Source organism: Paenibacillus dendritiformis (genome assembly GCF_015845845.1).
In the GTDB taxonomy this organism is placed as follows: Bacteria; Bacillota; Bacilli; order Paenibacillales; family Paenibacillaceae; genus Paenibacillus_B; species Paenibacillus_B dendritiformis_C.
In genome coordinates, this window is record NZ_LDIG01000075.1 from 42,157 (window position 1) to 63,398 (window position 21,242).

Annotated in this window: 21 protein-coding genes; 18 read left to right on the forward strand and 3 right to left on the reverse strand. The window is 55.2% G+C overall.

All coding sequences use genetic code 11. From position 1 onward, the window contains the following. Positions 1–343 precede the first annotated feature (343 nt). From ytxC to ABD76_RS04750, 13 genes are all read left to right on the forward strand, one after another. Entirely contained in the window at positions 344–1,261 is a 918-nt protein-coding gene (ytxC, locus tag ABD76_RS04700) for a putative sporulation protein YtxC (protein WP_197254656.1), read from the forward strand. Between the two features lie 490 nt (positions 1,262–1,751). Continuing rightward, complete coding sequence (gene thrS, locus ABD76_RS04705) at positions 1,752–3,707, forward strand: threonine--tRNA ligase (RefSeq protein WP_197254657.1); 1,956 nt, start codon at positions 1,752–1,754, stop codon at positions 3,705–3,707. Between the two features lie 265 nt (positions 3,708–3,972). Beyond that, complete coding sequence (locus ABD76_RS04710) at positions 3,973–4,842, forward strand: gluzincin family metallopeptidase (RefSeq protein WP_242069363.1); 870 nt, start codon at positions 3,973–3,975, stop codon at positions 4,840–4,842. Next, a complete protein-coding gene (locus ABD76_RS29260; protein ID WP_242069364.1) occupies positions 4,839–5,297 on the forward strand; it encodes a gluzincin family metallopeptidase in 459 nt (152 codons plus the stop codon). The genes ABD76_RS04710 and ABD76_RS29260 overlap by 4 nt, the downstream gene beginning before the upstream one ends. 78 nt (positions 5,298–5,375) lie before the next feature. After that, positions 5,376–6,692 (forward strand): ammonium transporter, encoded by a 1,317-nt coding sequence (locus ABD76_RS04715; RefSeq protein ID WP_242069365.1) that lies wholly within the window; start codon positions 5,376–5,378, stop codon positions 6,690–6,692. A gap of 298 nt (positions 6,693–6,990) precedes the next feature. Further along, complete coding sequence (locus ABD76_RS04720; protein WP_197254658.1) at positions 6,991–7,695, forward strand: response regulator transcription factor; 705 nt, start codon at positions 6,991–6,993, stop codon at positions 7,693–7,695. A gap of 4 nt (positions 7,696–7,699) precedes the next feature. Then, positions 7,700–9,085 carry an ATP-binding protein gene (locus tag ABD76_RS04725; protein WP_197254660.1) on the forward strand — a complete coding sequence of 462 codons (1,386 nt, stop codon included), beginning with the start codon at positions 7,700–7,702 and terminating at the stop codon, positions 9,083–9,085. Between the two features lie 85 nt (positions 9,086–9,170). After that, on the forward strand, positions 9,171–9,713 hold the full coding sequence (locus ABD76_RS04730; RefSeq protein WP_197254662.1) for an FG-GAP repeat domain-containing protein: 543 nt from the start codon (positions 9,171–9,173) through the stop codon (positions 9,711–9,713). Then, a complete protein-coding gene (locus ABD76_RS30370; protein WP_338125039.1) occupies positions 9,700–9,978 on the forward strand; it encodes an LCP family protein in 279 nt (92 codons plus the stop codon). The genes ABD76_RS04730 and ABD76_RS30370 overlap by 14 nt, the downstream gene beginning before the upstream one ends. Positions 9,979–9,998: 20 nt before the next feature. After that, positions 9,999–10,676, forward strand: coding sequence for an LCP family protein (locus tag ABD76_RS04735; protein ID WP_338125040.1), 678 nt, complete (start codon positions 9,999–10,001; stop codon positions 10,674–10,676). A 571-nt stretch (positions 10,677–11,247) separates the two neighbouring features. Continuing rightward, positions 11,248–12,288, forward strand: coding sequence for an FtsW/RodA/SpoVE family cell cycle protein (locus ABD76_RS04740; protein WP_338125041.1), 1,041 nt, complete (start codon positions 11,248–11,250; stop codon positions 12,286–12,288). Positions 12,289–12,408: 120 nt separating this feature from the next. Next, the gene (locus ABD76_RS30825; protein WP_197254664.1) at positions 12,409–13,335 is read left to right on the forward strand and encodes a 3D domain-containing protein; all 927 of its coding nucleotides are present in this window, start codon (positions 12,409–12,411) and stop codon (positions 13,333–13,335) included. Positions 13,336–13,445: 110 nt separating this feature from the next. Then, positions 13,446–13,760 (forward strand): hypothetical protein, encoded by a 315-nt coding sequence (locus ABD76_RS04750; protein WP_197254666.1) that lies wholly within the window; start codon positions 13,446–13,448, stop codon positions 13,758–13,760. A 166-nt stretch (positions 13,761–13,926) separates the two neighbouring features. Here the strand turns inward: ABD76_RS04750 and ABD76_RS04755 are convergent, their stop codons facing one another. The 3 genes from ABD76_RS04755 to ABD76_RS04765 are packed head-to-tail and all read right to left on the reverse strand — an operon-like array spanning position 13,927 to position 15,806. Continuing rightward, positions 13,927–14,571, reverse strand: coding sequence for an ABC-2 transporter permease (locus ABD76_RS04755; protein ID WP_197254668.1), 645 nt, complete (start codon positions 14,569–14,571; stop codon positions 13,927–13,929). Continuing rightward, a complete protein-coding gene (locus ABD76_RS04760; RefSeq protein WP_197254670.1) occupies positions 14,572–15,429 on the reverse strand; it encodes an ABC transporter ATP-binding protein in 858 nt (285 codons plus the stop codon). It lies immediately after the preceding gene. Continuing rightward, entirely contained in the window at positions 15,426–15,806 is a 381-nt protein-coding gene (locus ABD76_RS04765) for a GntR family transcriptional regulator (protein ID WP_197254671.1), read from the reverse strand. Before ABD76_RS04765 ends, ABD76_RS04760 begins: the two co-directional genes overlap by 4 nt. A 296-nt stretch (positions 15,807–16,102) precedes the next feature. On the opposite strand from ABD76_RS04765, the gene liaF reads away from it, so the two are divergent. From liaF to ABD76_RS04790, 5 genes are all read left to right on the forward strand, one after another. After that, entirely contained in the window at positions 16,103–17,068 is a 966-nt protein-coding gene (gene liaF, locus ABD76_RS04770; RefSeq protein ID WP_197254672.1) for a cell wall-active antibiotics response protein LiaF, read from the forward strand. Between the two features lie 9 nt (positions 17,069–17,077). Next, entirely contained in the window at positions 17,078–18,148 is a 1,071-nt protein-coding gene (locus tag ABD76_RS04775) for a HAMP domain-containing sensor histidine kinase (protein ID WP_420901920.1), read from the forward strand. Between the two features lie 72 nt (positions 18,149–18,220). After that, positions 18,221–18,874 (forward strand): response regulator, encoded by a 654-nt coding sequence (locus ABD76_RS04780; protein ID WP_197254686.1) that lies wholly within the window; start codon positions 18,221–18,223, stop codon positions 18,872–18,874. A 36-nt stretch (positions 18,875–18,910) separates the two neighbouring features. Then, the gene (locus ABD76_RS04785) at positions 18,911–19,327 is read left to right on the forward strand and encodes a YugN family protein (protein ID WP_197254674.1); all 417 of its coding nucleotides are present in this window, start codon (positions 18,911–18,913) and stop codon (positions 19,325–19,327) included. A gap of 245 nt (positions 19,328–19,572) precedes the next feature. Then, entirely contained in the window at positions 19,573–21,210 is a 1,638-nt protein-coding gene (locus tag ABD76_RS04790; RefSeq protein WP_197254675.1) for a S1C family serine protease, read from the forward strand. The last annotated feature ends 32 nt before the right edge of the window (positions 21,211–21,242 follow it).

Consider the following 21,242-nt stretch of genomic DNA (forward strand, 5'->3'; position numbering starts at 1 on the left):
TACCCATAACTGTACACGAATTGCTTAATCTTAAACACGGTAAAATAAACTAACTAATGATTCGTAACTCCTATAAACAAATCATTTTGGGTCGAGGCGCGCTTTGACCACCCAGCATCGCCGCCCCCGTTTTACCGGACACATTAAAAAGAAGCTTGCCTCCCAGGATCGCCCCCCGCCTTGCCTGACCTGCCTTCCGCCAGCCTGTCTCACATGCCGGCTACAGCTTGTCTAAATTGCCATCCGGCAGCCTGTCCGGCTTCGGCTTCATTTCCAGAACCCGCTTCGTATATCTGTTTCCGCAGCCCCATATACTGAATAAGGAACAGAAAGGAGTGGGCATATGGAACTGTTCACGTTAACGCTTCCGAATGCGTCACGGGAAGAGGTTTTGTCTTTAAGCAAATTGCTGCAGCAGGAGCTGGGTGATTTACATAAAGAACAGACGATTGTCCAATTGGATGTCACGTTCGGTGAACAGCTAAGCTCCATTGCGTGCAGCGGAGTGCTGCCGGATTTTAAACTGGCGCGCCATGGCGCCGAAGTATGGAATCGATGTGCCCGCGCATTGGCCGAATTCATTCTGACCGCCAAAGAAGAGCAGATTCTGCGCGCCTTGATTCAAAAATATACGAGCTATGAGCCGGAGGAATGCGTCAAAATCGAAAATTACTGTTTGCTGCTATTGAGCGGCGGTGACGATACCGGCGGGCAGGAGGCGCGGCGGCGCCGCAAAAAGAAGGTGGTGCGGGCTATCCGCAGCTATTTGGAGGAGCATCCCTCCCTTCATCTGGACGGATTCATCCGCTTCCGGCTGCAGCCTTATATGGCCGAGCTCCAGGAGGTCGTCGATTATGCCGTGGATGAATTTGTGCTCGAGCGGCAATACCAGGAATTTATCGCGCTGTTGAAATATTTTGTCTATATTCAGGAAACGAAGGTGCCGCTCGCGCATCTGATGCACAGCGGAGGCCATGATTTTACTTTGCTGAATGAGGATCTGCAGCCGTTGGAGCCGAAGCATGTCATGGACGGCATGATCGTGGAAATGGTCGATTGCGATATGGAAATGGAGGACATGATTGTGAGCACGCTTATCAATGTCTCTCCGCAAAATATCATCATTCATACGCGGGAGCCGGATTCCCAGGTTATCAAGACGATTCAGCAAATTTTTGAATCGCGGGTTCATGTCTGCATCCGCTGCAACGCTTGTCAATCGATGCTCTGGCAGAAGCAGGAGACGGCGCCTGATTATTGAGGACGGGCTGGTTCCCTGCTTGACCTCCTGCCGAAAATGCCATATAATATGGCATAATCTAAAATGCGATATCAGTCGCGATGCAACATGCTGTGACGAAGACAACAATGGCGAAATGGAACCGCCCAGAGAGAGGGACCTTGGCTGCAAGTCCCTTCGGTGGCCGCGCACATTGACCCCTTCGGAGCATTGGGCGGGAACCCCGGGAGCCGACATGCGGCTTGGCCGGGACAGTATCGCTCAACGAGTCATTCCCGTTACCGAATGCTCAAGAACCGGAAAGACCGATCGCAAGCAACCGCGCTAAGCGGTGTTGCGAGGGGATATGCGCTTCCGGTTGAATGAGGGTGGAACCACGGGTTAACTGCGTACGTCAACACTCGTCCCTTGCCGGGGACGGGTGTTTTTTGTTATCCGGGGCTCGCGGGAATGTACAGATGACGCATACGGATATCGCAGGGCAATAGCCGAAATGAGGAGGTCCAGCATCATGTCTATGGTCAAAGTAACTCTGCCCGACGGCGCCGTACGGGAGTATGCGCAGGGCACAACATTGGAGGAGGTCGCCGGTTCGATCAGCAGCGGCTTGAAGAAGAACGCGCTGGCCGGCAAGTTGGACGGCACACTGGTCGATCTGGCGACGCCGATTGAGCATGACGCCGAGGTGGCGATCGTGACGGCGGATTCGGAGGAAGGGCTGGAAGTGATGCGCCACAGCACCGCCCATCTGATGGCTCAGGCGATTAAGCGGCTCTATAAGGACGCGAATGTGAAGCTGGGCATCGGTCCGGTCATCGAGGATGGCTTCTATTATGATATCGATCTTGATATTTCGTTGACGCCGGAAGATCTGCCGAAGATCGAGAAGGAAATGGAGCGGATTATCGGGGAAAATCTGCCGATTACGCGCCGCGTCGTCTCCCGGGAAGAAGCGATGGCAATCTATGAGGAGATTGGCGATGAACTGAAGCTGGATCTGATCCGCGATCTGCCGGAGGATTCGGTAATCACGATCTATGATCAGGGCGAGTTCTTCGATCTGTGCCGCGGCCCGCATGTTCCGTCGACCGGCAAGATCAAGGTGTTCAAGCTGCTCAGCCTGGCAGGAGCTTATTGGCGCGGAAATTCGGACAACCAGATGCTGCAGCGGATTTACGGCACCGCCTTTCCGAAGAAGGCGCAGTTGGACGAATACTTGCATTACCTGGAGGAAGCGAAAAAACGGGATCACCGCAAGCTCGGCAAGGAACTGAAAATGTTCACCTTCTCCCGGGAAGTCGGCCAGGGGCTGCCGATCTGGCTGCCGAACGGGGCGACGCTGCGCCGCACGATGGAGCGCTATATCGTCGACTTGGAGGAGCGCCTCGGCTACAGTCACGTCTATACGCCGGTGCTGGCCAACGTCGAGCTGTACAAGACGTCTGGCCACTGGGAGCATTATCAGGAAGATATGTTCCCGAAAATGGAGATGGACAATGAGGAGCTGGTGCTTCGTCCGATGAACTGCCCGCATCATATGATGGTATACAAGAGCGAGATGCGCAGCTACCGCGACCTGCCGATCCGGATTGCCGAGCTCGGCATGATGCACCGCTACGAGATGTCCGGCGCCTTGACGGGGCTGCATCGCGTCCGGGCGATGACGTTGAACGACGCTCATATTTTCTGCCGTCCGGACCAGATTAAGGAAGAGTTCGCGCGCGTCATCGCGCTGCTGCGCAGAGTTTACGAAGATTTCGGCATCAAGGAGTACCGTTTCCGCCTGTCCTACCGGGATCCTCAGGATACCGAGAAGTATTTCCAGGACGATGCGATGTGGGAAATGTCCCAGCGCATGCTGCGCGAAGTCGTCGAAGAGCTGGGCCTTCCATTCTTCGAAGCCGAAGGGGAAGCCGCCTTCTATGGTCCGAAGGTCGACGTGCAGATCAAGACGGCGCTCGGCAAGGAAGAGACGCTGAGCACCGCCCAGCTCGACTTCCTGCTGCCGGAGCGCTTCCAGCTTGAATATGTCGGAGATGACGGGCAGAAGCATCGCCCGGTCGTCATTCACCGCGGCATCATCAGCACGATGGAGCGCATGACGGCGTTCCTGCTGGAGAACTTCGCCGGCGCGCTGCCGCTATGGCTATCTCCGGTGCAGGCGAAGGTGCTTCCGGTATCGCCGGCGTATGAGGCGTATGCGAAGGAAGTGACCGACAAGCTGCTCGATGCGGGCATTCGCGCGGAAGCCGATGTGCGGAACGAGAAGCTCGGCTACAAGATCCGCGAAGCGCAGCTGGAGAAAATGCCTTACATGCTCGTCGTTGGCGAGAATGAGAAGAACGAAGGCGCCGTCTCCGTCCGCAAGCGCGGAGAAGGCGATCTGGGCATGAAGCCGCTCGCGGAGCTGATCGGCCTGATGCAGGAAGAGATTCGGACGCGCTATATCGCGCAGCCGAAGGAATAGTAACCTAGCGAGCGTGCATGCGTGCCGCCAATGGCCGAGACGGAAGCCGAATCCGCTGCGCGGGCGCAGCGCTGCTTGACAATCTATGCCGTAATACAAGACGTCTGTCGTTGACAGGCGTCTTTTGTGGTTGGTGTGAGCGGCAGATGGTCCAATCGATCCGGATGCCGGGCTGACAAGTTTGTAAGCTTCCGATAAGGAAAATCACTGGCATGCCGGTTCTTGCCTCCGCTACATTTAGCAACGATAAGGAGTGGGGAGATTGATGAAAATAACAGGACGCCAACTGCTGCATAAGACCTTGGCGGCAGCGATGGCCTTCACGATGCTGGCGGCCCCTCTGGCCGGCAACGGAACCGCCTATGCCAAGGTGAGCGGCAAGCCAGGCTTGACTCAGAACGCCGCGGCGGAACAGGCGAAGCGGGATGCCGCGGCGCAGGTTCAATATGATATACAAGCGAAGCTGGACACCGAGAAGATGACGATTACCGGAAAACAGAAGGTAACCTACCGCAATACTTCATCCGACCAGATTACCGATGTCGTCTTCCGCCTGTTCGCCGACGCGAACCGCTCGAAAAAGACCCAACCTACCATGTTCGCACGGAATAATGAGCAGATCGCCAAGGAGAATCCCGATAAGAAGTCGGAGGACTTTCTCGGCGGCATCGATATTATTGGCGTGAAGGATGCGAGTACGGGACGGACGCTCGATTTCAAGAATGAGAATCAAGCGCTGACGGTTTCCTTGGCGAAGGCGTTGAAGGAAGGGGAAGCGGTCGCGCTGGAGCTGGAATTCAAGACGAAGATTCCGTTCGGCATGCAGCGGCTGTCCTATTACAAAGACATTGTGAACGGCGCGCATTGGTTCCCGGTCATGTCTGTCTATGACGGGAAGACGCATTCATGGGCAAAAAAGCCGTACAGCAAAACGTTCGAATCCGATTACTACGATATGGCCGATTATCGCGTCAGTCTGAATGTGCCGGACAAGCTGCAGGTAGCGCGATGCCGGGCCAACTGTCCGAAGCGGCGGCAGAGCCCGGACGCAAAACGGTTACGGCCCAGGCCGACAATACGCGGGAGCTGGTCTTCTTCGCCAGCCCGAAGTATCATAAGGCGAGCAAAACGGTGAACGGCTTGACCGTGGAATATTATTATTATAATGATGACAATGATCCGAAAAAGACCGAAATCATTAATCAATACATCGATGAGGCCTTCAAGGCGATCACCTTCTTCAGCGAGAAGTTCGGTCCTTACGACTATCCTGAATTCCGCATCGTGGAATCCCATGTCGAGGGCGTGGCTGTCGAATTCTCCAGACTTATCCAGATGGGGCTGGTCAGCGCGCAGGACGATCCGGAAAATAAGACAGCCTTCGTGCACGAGATAGCGCATCAATGGTTCCATTCGATCATTGGCAATGACTCGGAGCATGAATCGTTCCTGGATGAAGGCTTTGCCCGACGAACAATTTCACCCAATTTAAAGTATTCAAACAGGACGGCACGGTCTATAAAGAGAAGTTTACCGAAAATCCGCTTTCTAAAGTATCCCAGTAAAATCAAAATTGTCTCGATACCGTAGAGGATGATCCTCTGCGGTATTTTGCTGTTAACCTAACCTGCGAAGTGAGATATTTACGTTAGATTCGTTTACACGGGGATGAATGCCCTCTGGGTCATGCTGTCGGCCGTGCTGGTCCTCTTCATGCAGGCGGGCTTTATCCTGCTGGAGTCGGGCTCCACCCGCATGAAGAATGCCGGCCATATCGCAGGGAAAACCGTGTTCACGGTCGGCTTGTGCTCGCTGGTGTATTGGGCCGTCGGGTATGGCCTTATCTTCGGCGGCAGCGGCAACGGATTCGTCGGCTGGGGGGATTTTTTCTTCAATCCCCGGAGCGCTGACGGCCTGCCCCCGTTCGTATTCTTCACCTTTCAATTCGCCTTCGCGGCCGTGGCGCTGTCGATTGCGTGGGGAGGCTTCGCGGAGCGGGCGAAGCTGTCCGTCTATGTGCTGTTCACCATCCTGTTCACGGCGGTCATTTATCCGGTCGTGGCGCACTGGATCTGGGGCGGCGGCTGGCTGGCGGAGCATGGCAAGCAGGACTTCGCCGGATCGACCGTCGTTCATTTGACCGGCGCGATGGCGGCATTGGCGGCGACGCTGCTGCTCAAGCCGCGGCTTGGGCGCTTCGGCGGCAAAGGAGCCCCCGAGGAGATGAAGGGGCATAATCAGGTTTACACCACGCTTGGCGTGCTTATTCTGTGGATCGGATGGTTCGGCTTCAATGCGGGCAGCACGTTGGCCGTAGATGACGGATTTTTCGGGTATATAGCAATGAACACGCAGTTGGGCGCCGGAGCCGGCGCGGGAGCGGCGCTCGCGATCAGTTGGATCGTCAATGGCAAGGCGGATATTCCGACGCTATTGAACGGCACGTTGGCAGGGCTGGTTGCAATCACCGCCTCTTGCGCGTTTGTGGAGCCGTGGGCGGCGGTGCTTATCGGTCTTGTCGCCGGTGTGCTGGTCTTCTACAGCGCGAGGCTGTTCGATAAGCTGCGCATTGACGACCCGATTTACGCGTTGTCCGTCCATGGGATAGCCGGAATCTGGGGCACGCTCTCGAACGGAATTTTCGCAACGACGGAGCTGGCGGCCAAGGCAGGAGTCGGAACCGGAGGGCTTCTCGATACGGGCAGCCTCCACCAGTTGGGGGTGCAAGCTTACGGAATCGCGGCAGCCGGCGCGTTTGCCTTTCTCGCTTCCTATGTGCTGTTGTATGGCATCAAGCAAATCTCTGGCCTGAGAGTGCGAGAGGAGGAGGAAGTGATAGGTCTCGATCTGAGCGAGCACGGCGAGTACGGCTATCCGGAGCAGATGGGCCGGCTTGACGGTGCGCGGCACAACCGCCCCGCAAGTTCCCCGGTCCCTCAACCGATCGGCCATTCGCCCGCGAAGCCGGTCGTGCTAAGAAAATAGGAAGACCGTCTGGAAGGATAAGGTCCGAGAAGCGGTTTGCGTCTTGAACGCGGATGGCTTCCCGGGCTTTTTTTGCCGTTCATCCGGTCTGGGCATGGTCTCCCGCAGCGGGCCGAAAAAAGGGGGATCGCGGAACCGTCCCGTCACCCGTTATAATAGAAGATAAATGTAAGGCCGGAACGGACGCGCCGTCTGCATGCCAGCGCTGCGGCAGCCGGTGCTGTACCCGCGCCGGCTGCCTGATAGAAGTAAATGATTCTCCCTTGTGCATGCATGAATGGGAGTGAAGGAGGCAGCGATGAATACTTCGTGCGGCAATCAAGTGCTCGTCGTTGAAGACGACGATAATATTAGACGGTTTGTCACGATTAATTTGGAACGGAACGGCTTCCAGGTTGCGGAGGCCGCGCAAGGAGAGGAGGGGCTGCATCGTTTTGCGGCAACCCGTCCGGATGCGGTCCTCCTCGACATTATGCTTCCCGATATCGATGGCTTTGCCTTATGCGAGCGGATGAGAGAGGTGGATCCCGACATTGTCATTATCTTTCTCACGGCGCGCGGGCTAGATCTGGACAAAATCAAAGGCCTTGAGCTCGGCGCCGACGACTATATCGTTAAGCCGTTCAATCCGCTGGAGCTTGTCGCACGAATTCGGACGGTGCTGCGCCGGACCCGGCAAGGGGCCGGGCCTGCGCGGAAGATTATGGAATCCGGTCCGTTCCGTCTCGACCTGGATGCGAACCGGCTGTACAAGCAGGATGATGTGATCGGGTTGACCCCGAAGGAATATCAGATGGTCAAGGTGTTTATGGAGCATCCCGACAAAGCGCTATCCCGGGATGAGCTGTTGAACCTCGTCTGGGGAGAGGACTTCGTCGGCGATCCGAAGACGGTAGATGTGCATGTTCGGAAGCTGAGAGAGAAGCTCGAAGACGACTGCTCGAAGCCGCATCGGATTGAGACGGTATGGGGAACCGGGTACCGCTGGAGAAAGGACGAATGACATTGTGGGCATCCGACAAAGATTAGTAGGAAGCTATTTGGCGGTCATCCTGATTACGGTATCGATCTTGGAAGTGTTCCTGATCGCGTCGGTGGATTACTATTACCATTCCAGCGTCAGGCGCATTCTCATAAATCAAGCGGAAATTTCGGCCGCTTTTTTTCAGCAGTATTTCTCCGGGCAGGATGTGTCTCAGCAATCGGAGCGGCTGCTGCGGGGATTTTCCCAAAATACGGCGGCACAGGTGCAGATCATTGACGCTTCGGGACGCCTTCTTCAGGATAATGTCAACGTCCAGGCAGCCGGTAGCCGGATTGATTATCCGGATGTGCGCCAGGCGCGGGATGGAGCGATGGGCATCTGGCGGGGGACATCGGCCTCTACTGGCGAGTCCTTGCTGGCTGTATCTTATCCATTGGCGGCAGCCGGCAAGACGGTTGGGGTCGTCAGGTATGTCGCGTCCTTGACGGGCACGATTGCCACCATCCGCTGGATTGCGGCCTTATGCATTGCGGCCGGCCTGCTTGTTGTCGCCATTGTGGCGGTGGTCAGCCTGTTCCTGTCGCGGACGATCACCGGATCGATTCAGGAGCTGAAGCTGGCCGCAGACCAGATGGCAGAGGGCGATCTCTCGGCAAGAGCGGAGAAACGGTACAAGGACGAACTGGGGGCCTTGGCAGACACGTTAAATACGATGGCATCCCGGTTGCAGCGAAACGATCAGCTCAAAAATGAATTCATCTCCTCGGTATCCCATGAGATTCGAACGCCGTTAACGTCCATTAAGGGATGGACAGTGACGTTGAAGGCCGCGGGCAGCGACAGCAAGGCTTTGCTCGAGGAGGGGCTGGACGTGATTGAATCGGAAAGCGACCGCTTGACCGAGCTAGTGGATGAATTGCTCGACTTCTCCAAGCTGGCGAATGGAAAAATTACGTTGTCCCGCGCCCCGGTGCATATTCCGGAGCTGCTGCGGCATGTCGGGACACAGCTTGCCCCAAGAGCGGCCAGACTGGGTTTGGAGCTGGATGTCAAGGCGGGAGATGACCTGCCCGTCGTCTATGCGGACGCCAACCGCTTGAAGCAGGTGCTTCTCAATCTGTTGGATAATGCGCTAAAGTTCACTCTGCCGGGCGGGACCATTACGATGCGTGCAGACACGCACAAGGAATATATCGTTCTTACGGTCGAGGATACGGGGGCGGGGATTCCCGAGGAGGATATCGGGAACGTCCTGCAAAAATTTTATAAAGGCGACAACAGCGGAGCCGGCAGCGGGCTGGGCTTGTCGATCTGCCACGAGATCGTGAAGCTGCACGGCGGGTATCTGAAAATAGAGAGCGAGCCGGGACGGGGAACGAAGATTCAGGCGTTCCTTCCGCAGCGTTAGACAGCATAATTTTAACCTTTTCATAACCTATTTTTGGTTATGAACCAATACACTAGAGTGGAAGACAGGCAGAGAAGGGGATGCAATGAGAGACATACGGAGATGGGGAGCGCTCGCAGCGGCTTCTTTGCTGTGGATAGGCGGATGCAGCATGCCTTCCGCTCCGGCCGATTTGGTTCAGCCGCCACGGCCCGAGCCCCATCATCGCAGCGGCCTTGTGTTAAGCGACATTCCCGGCTTTTCCAGATTATTGATACCGGCTCTCGGCGAAGAGGGCAACGGCATCTCGGTCGGGGATGTGGATGGGGACGGCAACGATGAGGTCGTCGTCGTCTATGAAGCGAATATTCAAGACGAGAAGGTGCAGAAGGCGGCCTTGCTGAAGCGGGAGGATGAAGCGTGGCGGGTCGTGTGGGATACGAAGGGCTTCGGCCACGGCCTCGATTACGCAGGGTTGGCCGATCTGAACCAGGACGGTTATCCCGATATTGTGCTCGGCTGGGCTCTGGGCGGCGGAGAAAAGGGCATGGATGTCTATGTGTGGAAAGACGATGGCATCGAATTGTGGAGAAAACAAGCATACCGCGGCCAAATGAGTTTGGGAGAGATGAACGATGAAATTAAATAAGAAGTGGGCGATTATTGCGCTTGCTGCGGGCATTATGCTCGTCGGCGCCTTTATATTTCGCAAGCAGCTAGCCGTACTCGCCTTCGATATGTTCCTGTCGGATAAGGTGGAGCAATCATTGGATCGGACCTATAAACCGATTTATGAGACGAAGGACACCATCGGTATTGAAGATGATCCGTTCTCGCTCTTGCTGCTCGGAATCGATCAGCGCGACAAGGAGGTCGGACGCTCCGATTCGATTCGATTCTCTATACCGTCGTGAGGCCTAAGGATAACCGGATATTGCTTTTGTCTATCCCGAGGGATTCCTACGCCGAGATTGTCGGCAAGGACAAGCAAGACAAAATCGCCCATGCCTATGCCTTCGGGGGCGCGAAAATGAGCGTCGAGACCGTGGAACACCTGCTCCAGCATCCGGTGAATCACTATGCGGCCATCAACTTTAAAGGATTCAGGGATGTCGTTGATGCGCTGGGCGGCGTCGAATTGCCGATTACGGAAGACATTCGGAATCGCAGCCGTTATCATGACAAATTCCTGATCGAAGCGAACAAGCCCATTTATACCGGGCTGGAGGCGTTGAACTATGTGCGTTATCGCGAAGATTCGGACATGAACCGGATGGAGCGCAACCGTATCTTTTTGCAGGCCTTGATGAAGCGAATGGTACAGCTTGACAAGATCAGCCATTTGCCAGAGCTTCTGGAGATTGCCGGTGACAACCTGGACACTGATATTTTGCCCAGCGATATGATTGGCTTGGCCAAAATGATGTTATTGAAGGACAGCCTCCCTTCATTCACCAGCTATTCATTGGTTGAGGAAGGAAAAATTATGGATGATATCTGGTATGGCATACTGGATAAAGAGGACCTGAATTATGCGCGGAAGCTGATTGACAATTGGCTCGATCCGGAGGTGCCTTCCGAGGAATTGTTATCTCCGGAGGCAAAGGAATAGCGAGCGCCTGTATCCAAGAATAAAGTTTAATCGCTTTAACTTCTGGTTGCGGAATTTTCCGGACTCTCTGGCTGTATATCGGTCGTCACTTATTAGAATCACAAGGAGGACGAATCAACGTTGGTCGCGGAGGCGGATGCGGCGGTCAGGCGGGCGCTCCGATAGCAGAGGCCTTGGCCCAAAATTGCTGCAAATATACAGTATTCGCCCTGATGCCTCGTTTCGAAAAATAAAATCCTGCATGGATGCAGGATTTTATGCCAATTTATGTTTGTTTAATGGAGAAACAGGCGAAATCCTGGACTTTTGCAGCAATTTTCCAAATTCTTCTGGTGAGAAGAAGAAATTAATGCATTTTTGCAGGATTCCCGAAGACCACGATTCCCTCGCCAGATCTTTGCAGGAACGGTCAAGCCTCCGCACCTATGAATAAGAGGTACTGATATGATCTATATTCGCAAGCTTAAAAAAATGGATAGACCGACCGTTATTTTCATGCTCGCGCTCATTTATCATTGGCACAATAGCCGTGCATGGGGCTACGGCCGGCACCAAGCTGGACGGGTTATACGTGAACAACATCGTTTTGTTTGTCTTGTTCATTATTCCGACGCTGCTTGTCGCGGTGTTCGATTATACGATGCTCATGGGCCCCGTTGCCTACGTGTTATACGGAATCGGAATAGCGCTCCTGCTGCTCGTGATGTTCGTTGGAGAAAATATCAACGGAGCGGTCCGGTGGCTGAGCATCGGCAGCTTCCAGCTTCAGCCCTCCGAGTTGATTAAAATAGCCACGGTATTGGTGGCCGCCGATCTGCTGCACAAGCGGTCGGGACGGACGCTTCGTCTAGTCCCCGATCTGCTGCCGATAGGCGCCGTGTTTTTTGTCCCCACGTTCCTGATTATGAAGCAGCCCGATCTCGGCACGGCGCTTGTCTTCGTCGGGGTCCTGCTCGCCATGCTATGGATGGGCAACATCCGAACCTCCCAAATGGCCTTGCTGCTTGGCGCGATCGCGGTGGCCATCGGGGCGATTTGCTGGTTGTATTACGCCGATCACGATTTGCTGGCCAAGCTGGTCAAGCCGCATCAAATGTCGAGGATACAGACCTTTCTCGATCCGGCCAGCGATCCCGATAAATCATGGCATGTCAACAATGCCATGCATGCGATCGGCTCGGGGGGATTGGGGGGCGATTCGGGATTCTATATCGAGCGCGGCTACATTCCGTATGCGTATTCGGATTCCATCTATGTGGTCATCGGCGAGAAATACGGGTTTTTAGGGTCCTCGACGCTGCTGCTGCTCTATTTTCTTATCTACCGCATGATGCTCATCTCGCGCGCGAGCCGCGATCTGGCCGGATCCTATCTCGTGATCGGACTGGCCGGGATGCTGGTCTTTCAAATCTTCGTCAATATCGGCATGCATATCGGCCTGGTGCCGTTAACCGGGCTGTCGCTGCCATTCATCAGCTATGGCGGCAGCTCTCTGTTGGTGAATATGGTCTCGATCGGGCTGGTGCTGAGCGTCCAGATCCATAAGGATGACGTCATCCTGGATGTTGGCGGCCCGCTTCCCGCTGAACCCGCCCTGTTGGTCCATAAATAGATTAGCCGCTGGATTATGTCGAATGAACGCCTTCCTTATCGGAGGGGGTTCTTTTTTTGTCGATGATGCATAAAATAAATTATCCGTGGACATCCTTCCCACTAAGGGAGGGGTAACCATATGTTGACAGGAATGAACAAGGAACCAAATTGGGAAGAACGTCCGATGCTGAAGCCGACTGGCGGCAATGCCAACTATCCGGGGCTTCGACTGGCGGCCATTGTACTGCTCGGCGCGATCGCGATTGCCTTCACGCCATACCGGGGAGAAGCGGATGCCTATCCATACCGCTATCAGTACATGATGGCGCAAGGAACGATGTCTGTCGGAACGCAGCAGGGGCAATTGCCGGCCTCGGCGCCGGTATGGGGTGGCTCAGCCATTCCGCAGGACGCATGGAATCGTTATGCGGCTCTTCCGCCGATGGTGTACGGTGCGGCTTCGATGGCCTGGAACCGGTTTGCCGCGCTTGGGGCGTACAATGCAAGGAGCGAGCAGTCTCTGCCGGTTCCGCTAGTATATGTCAATCCTCCGGGCCGTCCGGAACAAGCGGCGCAATCGTCACAGAAGGAGCCGCGCAAGGCCGTGCCGACTTCCTCGATGTCGTATTCCGATATCAATCTGGCACCGGGGAAGCAGCAGGTAATCAAGAGAGTGAAGGTCATCGCCACGGGCTATACGGCAGGTGTGGAATCGACCGGGAAAAAACCGGGCCATCCGGAATACGGCATCACCTACTCCGGGGTGAAGGTGCGAAGAGATTACGTGTCGACCATCGCCGCCGATCTGTCCGTTTTCCCGCTCGGCAGCATCTTATATATTCCCGGCTACGGATACGGCATCGTGACGGATATCGGTTCGAAAATCAAGGGAAATAAAATCGATTTGTATTTCCATACAACGAAGCAGGTATATAAGCAGTGGGGCAAGAAAGAAGTGGAAGTTCAGCTTATCCAGGAAGGCAGCGGCAAGGTGTCGGAGGACATGCTGAATCAACTGAACGAAGCCGTCTTCAAAACCGGCTCGATTCCTAAATCGCTGCAGTAGCCCGCAGCGCGAATAAAGCGGGGCGGACCATCGCATACTACTTGTCGTGGGAAACGAAGTTTCCTTGACATGCTCGCCAACGACGGCGAACACTCAGGAGGTGAAATGCGATGAAAAACAACAAAGCGAACAGAATGTCCCCAGCGAATTCGAAATATGTCGACGCTGAATTTGCAGCAGAAAACACGGTTGCAGATACGGGAGTGGCCGCAAGAAACGCGGGTGCAGTTCCGGGAGGAGTTGCAGGAAGAAACGCGGCTGCGAACACGGAGTTTGCAGCGGGAAATGCCTTTGCGGATACGGAATTCGCAGCTGGCAACGAAGCTGCGGACACGGAGTTTGCGGTTGAATCGGAAGGCGCGGCAAGCGCTCTGAACAACCCGCAGGCAAACCGTATCTCCAAAAGACAGCCGGAAAAACTGTAATTACACTTCCATGGAAGACGTCCGGCAACGGCTTGTTCCCTGGTTATAAAGAGATGCAATGACCGCCGATAAGGCGGTCTTTTTTGCATCCCTCCCGGGCCGTGGGAGTATCTTGACCGGCTCTCCATCGACCTGTCGTCCCCGTTCCCGGCGCCGGGTATCGGCGTCACAGGTTTTGACGGGAATAGATGGCTAACGACAGGCGCATCGACATCCATCCAATCAACAGTCCGAGCAGCGCCGGAAGCCAAGCTTGCACGGCAGGCGGGAGCGGCAGATTAAGGCCTAGGCTGAAGCGGGAATCATGCGCCGCCCGAACGATGACCGGCGATACAAACGGCGTCAGAAAGACAAAAATCATAAACACATATTTGGACTTCTCGTAGCCGAAATGATATTGAAACGGCAGCAGAATCCCGAAGATAAGGGAAAAGAGCAGAAACGATCCGGCGAATGAAGCGGCGGACAATAATTCGAGGTTTGACGGCAAAATCAGAGCCGCTATCGTATATATCAAAAAGCAAGCGGCAAACAGTATGCCAATAAATAAATATTTCGCTTTGACCAATGCTTGGCGAGTATAGGGGGTCGCGCAAAGCAAGGCCGCGCCTTTATATTTGTATTCCATCATCGACACGGTATTGAAAAGCAGGTACACAAAATAAAGCCAGCTAATAAAAAACGCCAAAAAGCTGCCGGCGACAGGTAGCTTTGAAGAGATAAAAACGGGCAACACAAACGCCACCGCCAGCATGAAGGCCAAATGCTTTTTTGCCAGAAGAAAATCTTTTTTTACAAGATGTAACAGCATCTATTTTGCCCCCTTTAAATAACCAAGCATCACGTCTTCGATCGTGGGACGCTCGATAAGCACGTTGTTCATTTGTTGGCGGACGGCCAGCTTATCGTTCGTCAAGCCCGTAAAGCCGTAATGAGTCTCATCCAGGCTCAAAAACAACGCTCTCGTCTCCTCGTTCAGCGCCGCCCTGTCTCCTTTGACGACCGCATGAGAATCCAGCAGGTCATCCTTATCCTCCATGAATCTGATTCTTCCCTTATCCATGAAGATGAGCGCATCGGCCACTTTGTCCAGATCGGACGTAATATGGGTGGAGAAGAAGACGGATTTTCCGCCTGAATTCATAAAATCAAGCAGAATATCCATCAGCTCGCTTCGCACCAAAGGGTCGAGACCGCTGGTAGGCTCATCCATAATCAAAAGCTCGGCATGATGGGAGAGCGCCAGAGCAAGCGCATATTTCATGCGCATTCCTTTCGACAAGGTAGAGATTTTTTGGCCGGGCTCCAGGTTGAAGCGCGACATATATTGCTTGAATGCGGACTCATCCCACTGGGAATAGGCCGGCGCGACGATGCTTTTCATTTCCTCCAAGGTCAGATCCTCATAAAAGCAGCCTTCATCCATCACGACGCCGATCCGGTTTTTCAGCTCCCGTTCATGACCGGCCATGTCCTTGCCGAATAGGGCGATGCGTCCGGCATCCGCTTCCGCCAAGCCAAGGATCGCTTTGATTGTCGTCGTCTTGCCTGCCCCGTTAATCCCAACGAGCCCGGTGATGCAGCCTTCCTGCAGAGAGAAGCTGATATCTTGCAGGCTGAATGAGCCAATTTGTTTGTGAAGTCCTGTAACTTCGAGTATCGAATTCATCGGTCTTCCTCCTCGAAAAGTATCTCCATCATGGCCATGAGTTCTTCCTTGCTGATTCCAAGCGCGCGGGCGGTTGTCCATGCTTCTGTCAGCTTGACTTCCACCATATGCCGCTTCGATTCCAGCAGCAGATCCAGGTTCTCCTTCGCGACAAAGGAGCCTTTGCCCGGCCTTGTGGTAATAAAGCCTTCGGATTCCAGTTCATCATACACTCTCCGCGTCGTCAGCACGCTCACATGGAGATCGTTGGCCAGCGCCCGGATGGATGGCAGCAATTCGCCCTCCTTCAGCTCTCCGTACAGGATGGCATCCTTGATCTGGTCCTTGATTTGCTGATAAATCGGCGGATCCGACACGTTGGAAATTATAATTTTCATGGGACCTCCATCGAAATCAACTGTGCATGTATTACATACACATCATATACATGAAGTACACCGTTGTCAATCATAACGCTACGAATCAGCTTGATTGCACCCGCCTCCGGCTATGCCTGACCGGCTTGAACCGGCCTTATTCGTTAAGCTGGAATCAGCTTCCATCCCCTCGGTCTGGAGACCGAGGCCGATTTCAATCTCACGCCGCTGGCGCCCGGACGAGTCATCGCTTACACTAGAGATACATGAAGCGGCATAAGTGCGAGCCGCATTTGGATAGAAGCGAGGGATGAAACATGCAACATAATCGGGGACGATGGTTCGGCGGTCTGGTGCTCATCGCGCTCGGTGCTTTCTTTATGCTCAGCCAGTTAGGCTACATCGATATGAATATCGGGGATTTGTTCCGCACCTTCTGGCCGGTCATTTTGATCGTCATTGGCTTGAATTCGCTCCTGCATGGCGCCTTCTGGGGAGTCATACTGCTTGGGGTCGGCGGCTACTTCCTGCTGTCGAATCTGGGGTACATCTATATGTCGCCGGGCGATTTCTTCAAAATGCTGTTCCCGCTTGCCCTTATCGTAGGCGGAGTCTGGATGCTGTTCAAGAAGCGGGATTATCCGCGTCCTGACCGGGATCGTCATCGACCGAAGGATTGGAAGCAGGACGATTGGGGATTCGATGCGCATGCGCAGACCCCGCCTCCACCGCCACCGCCGCCGACGGACTATGATTTTGACAGCAAGTTCGATGAGCAATTCGGTACGAACTATACGAAAAAGGAGCCGAAAAATAATGATTTCCATGGCCAGTCGGGCTCCTTCTCCGGATCGGTTCCGCCGCCGCCTCCAATGGGAGGAATGTCAGGCAATCCGAAGCGGGATACGTTCCACAAATCGGCGTTCATCGGCGATACCCATCTGGGCAGCGATTATTGGGAGCTGAAGCCGACGAATCTCTCTCATTTCATCGGCGATACGTTCATTGACTTGACGAAGGCGCAGGTCCCTTACGGTGAGACGAAGATTACGGTCTCTTCCTTCATCGGTGACGTGAAGGTATTCGTTCCGAACGATATGGACCTGGGGGTGAGCGTAACGTCGAGCTCCTTCCTCGGCGATGTGAAAATATTCGATCAAAAGAAGGACGGCTTTATGAGCAGCGTCCAGATGGAGACCCCTTATTTCTATGAGGCCGGCAAAAAAATTCGCATCGTCGTCAGCACGTTTATCGGCGATGTGAAGGTAACAAGGGTAGGATAACGAATGCTGATGAATTGGGTTCGCCGTTCCCGGAGCGTCAAATGGGAGCTTCTCCTTACCTTCCTTATCTCGGGCGGCCTTATTATGAGCGTCTTCTGGATTGGCATTGTCTATGGCGGCGCATGGTACCACGGCATGAACTGGTGGCTGTTCGGCATCAGCACGGTCGTCGTCGTGTCGCTCATTATGGGCTATGTCGCCGGCGTCCGGCTGCAGCGCCGCCTCGACGTGCTGCATCTGAGCATGATGCAGGTGATCAAGGGCAATTGGTCGGAGCGGATTCCGCTCGGGGACGATGCGTCCTTCGATCGGCTCTATGAGGACTTCAATACGATGGTCGACGCGATGGAGAAGAAGCTGCGCCTGCTGCAGAAGATGTCGGAGCAGCAGGTGATGGATCGGGAGAAGGAATGCGAGGCGGTTGTGCTGGAAGAGCGCCGCAGGCTGGCCAGAGATCTGCATGATACGGTCAGCCAGCAGCTGTTCGCCCTGCATATGGCCTCTTCTTCTCTTCCCAAGGTGATGGAGCGGGATATGAAGCGGGCGGAAATGGTGGTCAACCAATTGATTCAGATGTCGCATATCGCCCAACGGCAAATGCGCAGCCTGATCGCCCAGCTCCGCCCATTGGAACTGGACGGGCGCACGCTGCAGGAGGCGCTCGATCATTGGTTTCCCGACTACTGCCGGCAGAACGGCATTCAAGGCAAATTCGATCTTGACATGAATATTAAGCTGTCCGAGGCGATCGAGCACCAGAGCTTCCTGATGATTCAGGAGGCGATGGCTAATGTCGTGAAGCATGCCCGCGCGACGCAGGTTACGCTTACGATGCATGCGACGCCGGCGCAGCTCATCCTGGCCATCGCGGACGACGGCCAGGGCTTCGATCTGCAGGACGCGTCCTACAAGACCGGAAGCTACGGTCTGACGACGATGAAGGAGCGGGTAGACAAGTTGGGCGGCAATCTGGATGTCATCAGCCAGCCCGGCGCGGGGACGACGATTCGCGTTCATATTCCGTTATTTCGGGAGCAAGAAGAAGAAGCCGGGAAGACGGCTCCGCCTGGAAGCGAATAGAAGAGGGGAAGCGGGCCCGGAGCAGGGTGAGCCGGAGGCAGACGGAGGGATATCATAGTGGAACAGACGGTAATGACCGTATTTCTCGTGGATGACCATGAGATGGTCCGAATGGGATTGAAGACATATTTGATGCTGGAGCCGGATATTGAAGTGATCGGGGAAGCCGGAGGCGGGCTGGAAGCGATCCAGTCGATCTCCGCCCGGGCGGAGCGGGGAGAGCGGCTGCCCGATCTCGTTCTGATGGATCTGATGATGCCGGACATGAACGGCGTCGAGGCGACGCGCGAATTGACGCGCCGCTATCCGGAGCTGAAGATCGTCATGCTGACGAGCTTCATGGAGGATGAACAAGTATTCGAAGCGATTCAGGCCGGGGCCATCAGCTATGTGCTGAAGACCGTCTCCGCCGAGGAACTGGTCTATGCGCTCCGCGGCGCCTTGCGCGGCATGCCGGTGATGAGCGGAGAGGTGTCGCAGGCGCTGACCCGCGGCTTGCGCAAGCAGGCGTCGCAGTCGGATGATGAGGCGTTGACGGAGCGGGAGCGGGAAGTGCTGCTGCTCATCGCCGACGGGAAGACGAACAAGGACATCGCGGAAGAGCTTCATATCAGCATCAAGACGGTTAAGACGCATGTATCCAATCTTCTCATGAAATGCGAGGTGCAGGATCGGACGCAGCTCGCCGTTCATGCGCATCGCAAAGGCTGGGTTAAAAGCGACTGACTTCGTCCACAATAAGGAGGAAGGAGGTTGCATGCCATGCAGCAGTTGGAAGGGAAGTTCGCCGGCCGCAAGTTCGGCACCGATGAACTGGTGCGCGTGTTGGAGCCGCTCGGGTTCGCCATCTCCGGCAATTGGGATTATGAAGGGGGCAGCTTCGATTGCGCATTGAACGAGGAGCGCACCCTATGGCTGCGCCTGCCGTTCGCGGCGGTGAACGGTTCGTTCGACGGGGAAGCCAACGAATCGATCTTCGTTGAGATGAAGCAGCCGTTCGTGCTCAAGCACGAGTACCGGGTCGGCAATGATCCGGATGCCGGCGTGCAGCTGTTCGGCGCCGTCGTGAACCAGTTCCAGGCGCCATCCAATCCGGACGCTTCGCTCTCTCCGGCGGAGATGCACCGGGCCCGGGCCAAGCTTGATCAAGCAGAAAATGTATTGGGGCGGATGAGTTAGCGGCGCCGGCCCGTTCGTATCGTAAAACAGGTCCATGGGCCTGTTTTTTGCGTCCATATCGATATCCGGCGAAGGGTGCCGCATGGGGGATAAGGCGGCTTGTCTCCGGAGGATTATCTTTTTATTGGGTTTTATAATCTTTTTAAGCTGAGCTTAAGGTTGATGGTACAATATATAAATATATCTTTCATACCTAAAACGCTTATTGATTCGAGTGAAGATCAGCTTATTGGGAGGTAAGAACTATGGACGAACAACGACGCAAATTATTTTTTACATCCGACTCCGATTCGGATTCTTATACAACAGCACCGAATGAGACTCGAGGCCCGCAGGACGGCCCTCAGACGGGCGATGCCCAGGCGCGCAAGCCCGAGGAAGCTTATTATTTCGCTTACGGCCCTTATCAGTCTGTCAAGCAATCCGAAGAAAGCACAACGACTGCGGAGGCATCGGGCAAGGTGAATGATGTCGAGGTGACGCCGCCCGCGCCCGTCAAGCCGCTGCCATTCTCCAGCGCGACCGGCCAAGGAAGCGGCGCCGGCTTCCAGCCCGGGGGGAGCGGAGGCAGCCTGCCTCCCCAGCCGCCGCAGGGCAATTGGCAGTTCAAGGAGCCGAAGCGCAAGCGGGGCACCTCGTTCCGGGCGATGTTCGCTTCGTTCCTGGCAGGGATGCTGGTCATCACCGGCCTGATGTATGCCGCGGACACGACCAATCTGTTCACGGGCAGACAGGAGCTGGCGAGCACGGCCGCCACGTCGGAGAGCGCGGTCGTGACCAACGGGACGCCGGCTCCGTTCCCGAACGGCGCCAGCAGCGTGCCGGAGGTGGTGAAGAAGACGAGTCCGGCGGTAGTGAAGATCGAGACGCTGGCCCGCGTAAGCACGCAGAACGGCTACGGCAATAACCCTTGGATGAACGATCCGTTCTTCCGCCAGTTCTTCGGCGATTCCTTCGGCGGCAGCGGGAACAACAGCTCGAGCCAGAGCCAGCAGCTGCAGCCGCTTGGCATCGGGACCGGCTTCATCTTCGATAAGTCGGGCTATATTTTGACGAACCAGCACGTCATCTCCGGGGCGGAAGTCATCCAGGTTACGGTGGAAGGCTACAAGAAGCCGCTCAAGGGGACGCTGCTTGGCCAGAGCCAGGATCTGGACCTGGCGGTCATCAAGATTGACGGGGAAGGCGACTTTCCGACGGTTCCGCTTGGCGATTCCGATGCGGCGGAGGTCGGGGAGCAGGTTGTCGCGATCGGCAACCCGTCCGGCTTCGACCACACGGTTACGTCCGGCGTGCTGAGCGCCCGCGAGCGCTCGATCAATGTCGATGACAACGGCAGCGCCCGGGAATACGAGCATTTGCTTCAGACGGACGCGTCCATCAATCCAGGCAACTCGGGCGGGCCGCTTTTGAATATGAAGGGCGAAGTCATCGGCATGAACGTCGCGGTCAGCAAGCAGGCGCAAGGCATCGGATTCGCCATCCCTTCGAATGTGATCAAGAAGGTCGTTGACGATCTGAAGGCGAACCGTGAAATACCGAAGGAGCCGATTCCGTTCATTGGCGCTACGCTCCAGACGATGACCAGCGACATTGCGCAGGAAATGGGCATCAAAAATGTCGAAGGCTCTCTCGTGCTCAATGTGATGTTCGGTTCCCCGGCCTATGAGGCGGATTTGCGCGCCTATGATATTATTGTAGGTATGGATGGCACGAAGTACGCGACCAAAGAGGAATTGATCGAAGCGATACAGAAGAAGAAGGTTGACGATACCGTGACGATGCAGGTGGTACGCAACGGCAAAGAGACGGAACTAAAGATTAAGCTCGGCGACCGGAACAAGTTCGACAAGCAGCTTCAGTCGCAGCAACAGCAGCCATAAGCCGCGCGGCTTATGACGAATCCGGGTGCTGC

Coding starts and splice junctions, on each gene's coding strand:
- ytxC (WP_197254656.1), top strand. CDS start 344: ATGGAACTGTTCACGTTAACGCTTCCGAATGCGTCACGGGAAGAGGTT.
- thrS (WP_197254657.1), top strand. CDS start 1,752: ATGTCTATGGTCAAAGTAACTCTGCCCGACGGCGCCGTACGGGAGTAT.
- ABD76_RS04710 (WP_242069363.1), top strand. CDS start 3,973: ATGAAAATAACAGGACGCCAACTGCTGCATAAGACCTTGGCGGCAGCG.
- ABD76_RS04715 (WP_242069365.1), top strand. CDS start 5,376: ATGAATGCCCTCTGGGTCATGCTGTCGGCCGTGCTGGTCCTCTTCATG.
- ABD76_RS04720 (WP_197254658.1), top strand. CDS start 6,991: ATGAATACTTCGTGCGGCAATCAAGTGCTCGTCGTTGAAGACGACGAT.
- ABD76_RS04730 (WP_197254662.1), top strand. CDS start 9,171: ATGAGAGACATACGGAGATGGGGAGCGCTCGCAGCGGCTTCTTTGCTG.
- ABD76_RS30370 (WP_338125039.1), top strand. CDS start 9,700: ATGAAATTAAATAAGAAGTGGGCGATTATTGCGCTTGCTGCGGGCATT.
- ABD76_RS30825 (WP_197254664.1), top strand. CDS start 12,409: ATGTTGACAGGAATGAACAAGGAACCAAATTGGGAAGAACGTCCGATG.
- ABD76_RS04750 (WP_197254666.1), top strand. CDS start 13,446: ATGAAAAACAACAAAGCGAACAGAATGTCCCCAGCGAATTCGAAATAT.
- ABD76_RS04755 (WP_197254668.1), bottom strand. CDS start 14,571: ATGCTGTTACATCTTGTAAAAAAAGATTTTCTTCTGGCAAAAAAGCAT.
- ABD76_RS04760 (WP_197254670.1), bottom strand. CDS start 15,429: ATGAATTCGATACTCGAAGTTACAGGACTTCACAAACAAATTGGCTCA.
- ABD76_RS04765 (WP_197254671.1), bottom strand. CDS start 15,806: ATGAAAATTATAATTTCCAACGTGTCGGATCCGCCGATTTATCAGCAA.
- liaF (WP_197254672.1), top strand. CDS start 16,103: ATGCAACATAATCGGGGACGATGGTTCGGCGGTCTGGTGCTCATCGCG.
- ABD76_RS04775 (WP_420901920.1), top strand. CDS start 17,078: ATGAATTGGGTTCGCCGTTCCCGGAGCGTCAAATGGGAGCTTCTCCTT.
- ABD76_RS04780 (WP_197254686.1), top strand. CDS start 18,221: ATGACCGTATTTCTCGTGGATGACCATGAGATGGTCCGAATGGGATTG.
- ABD76_RS04785 (WP_197254674.1), top strand. CDS start 18,911: ATGCAGCAGTTGGAAGGGAAGTTCGCCGGCCGCAAGTTCGGCACCGAT.
- ABD76_RS04790 (WP_197254675.1), top strand. CDS start 19,573: ATGGACGAACAACGACGCAAATTATTTTTTACATCCGACTCCGATTCG.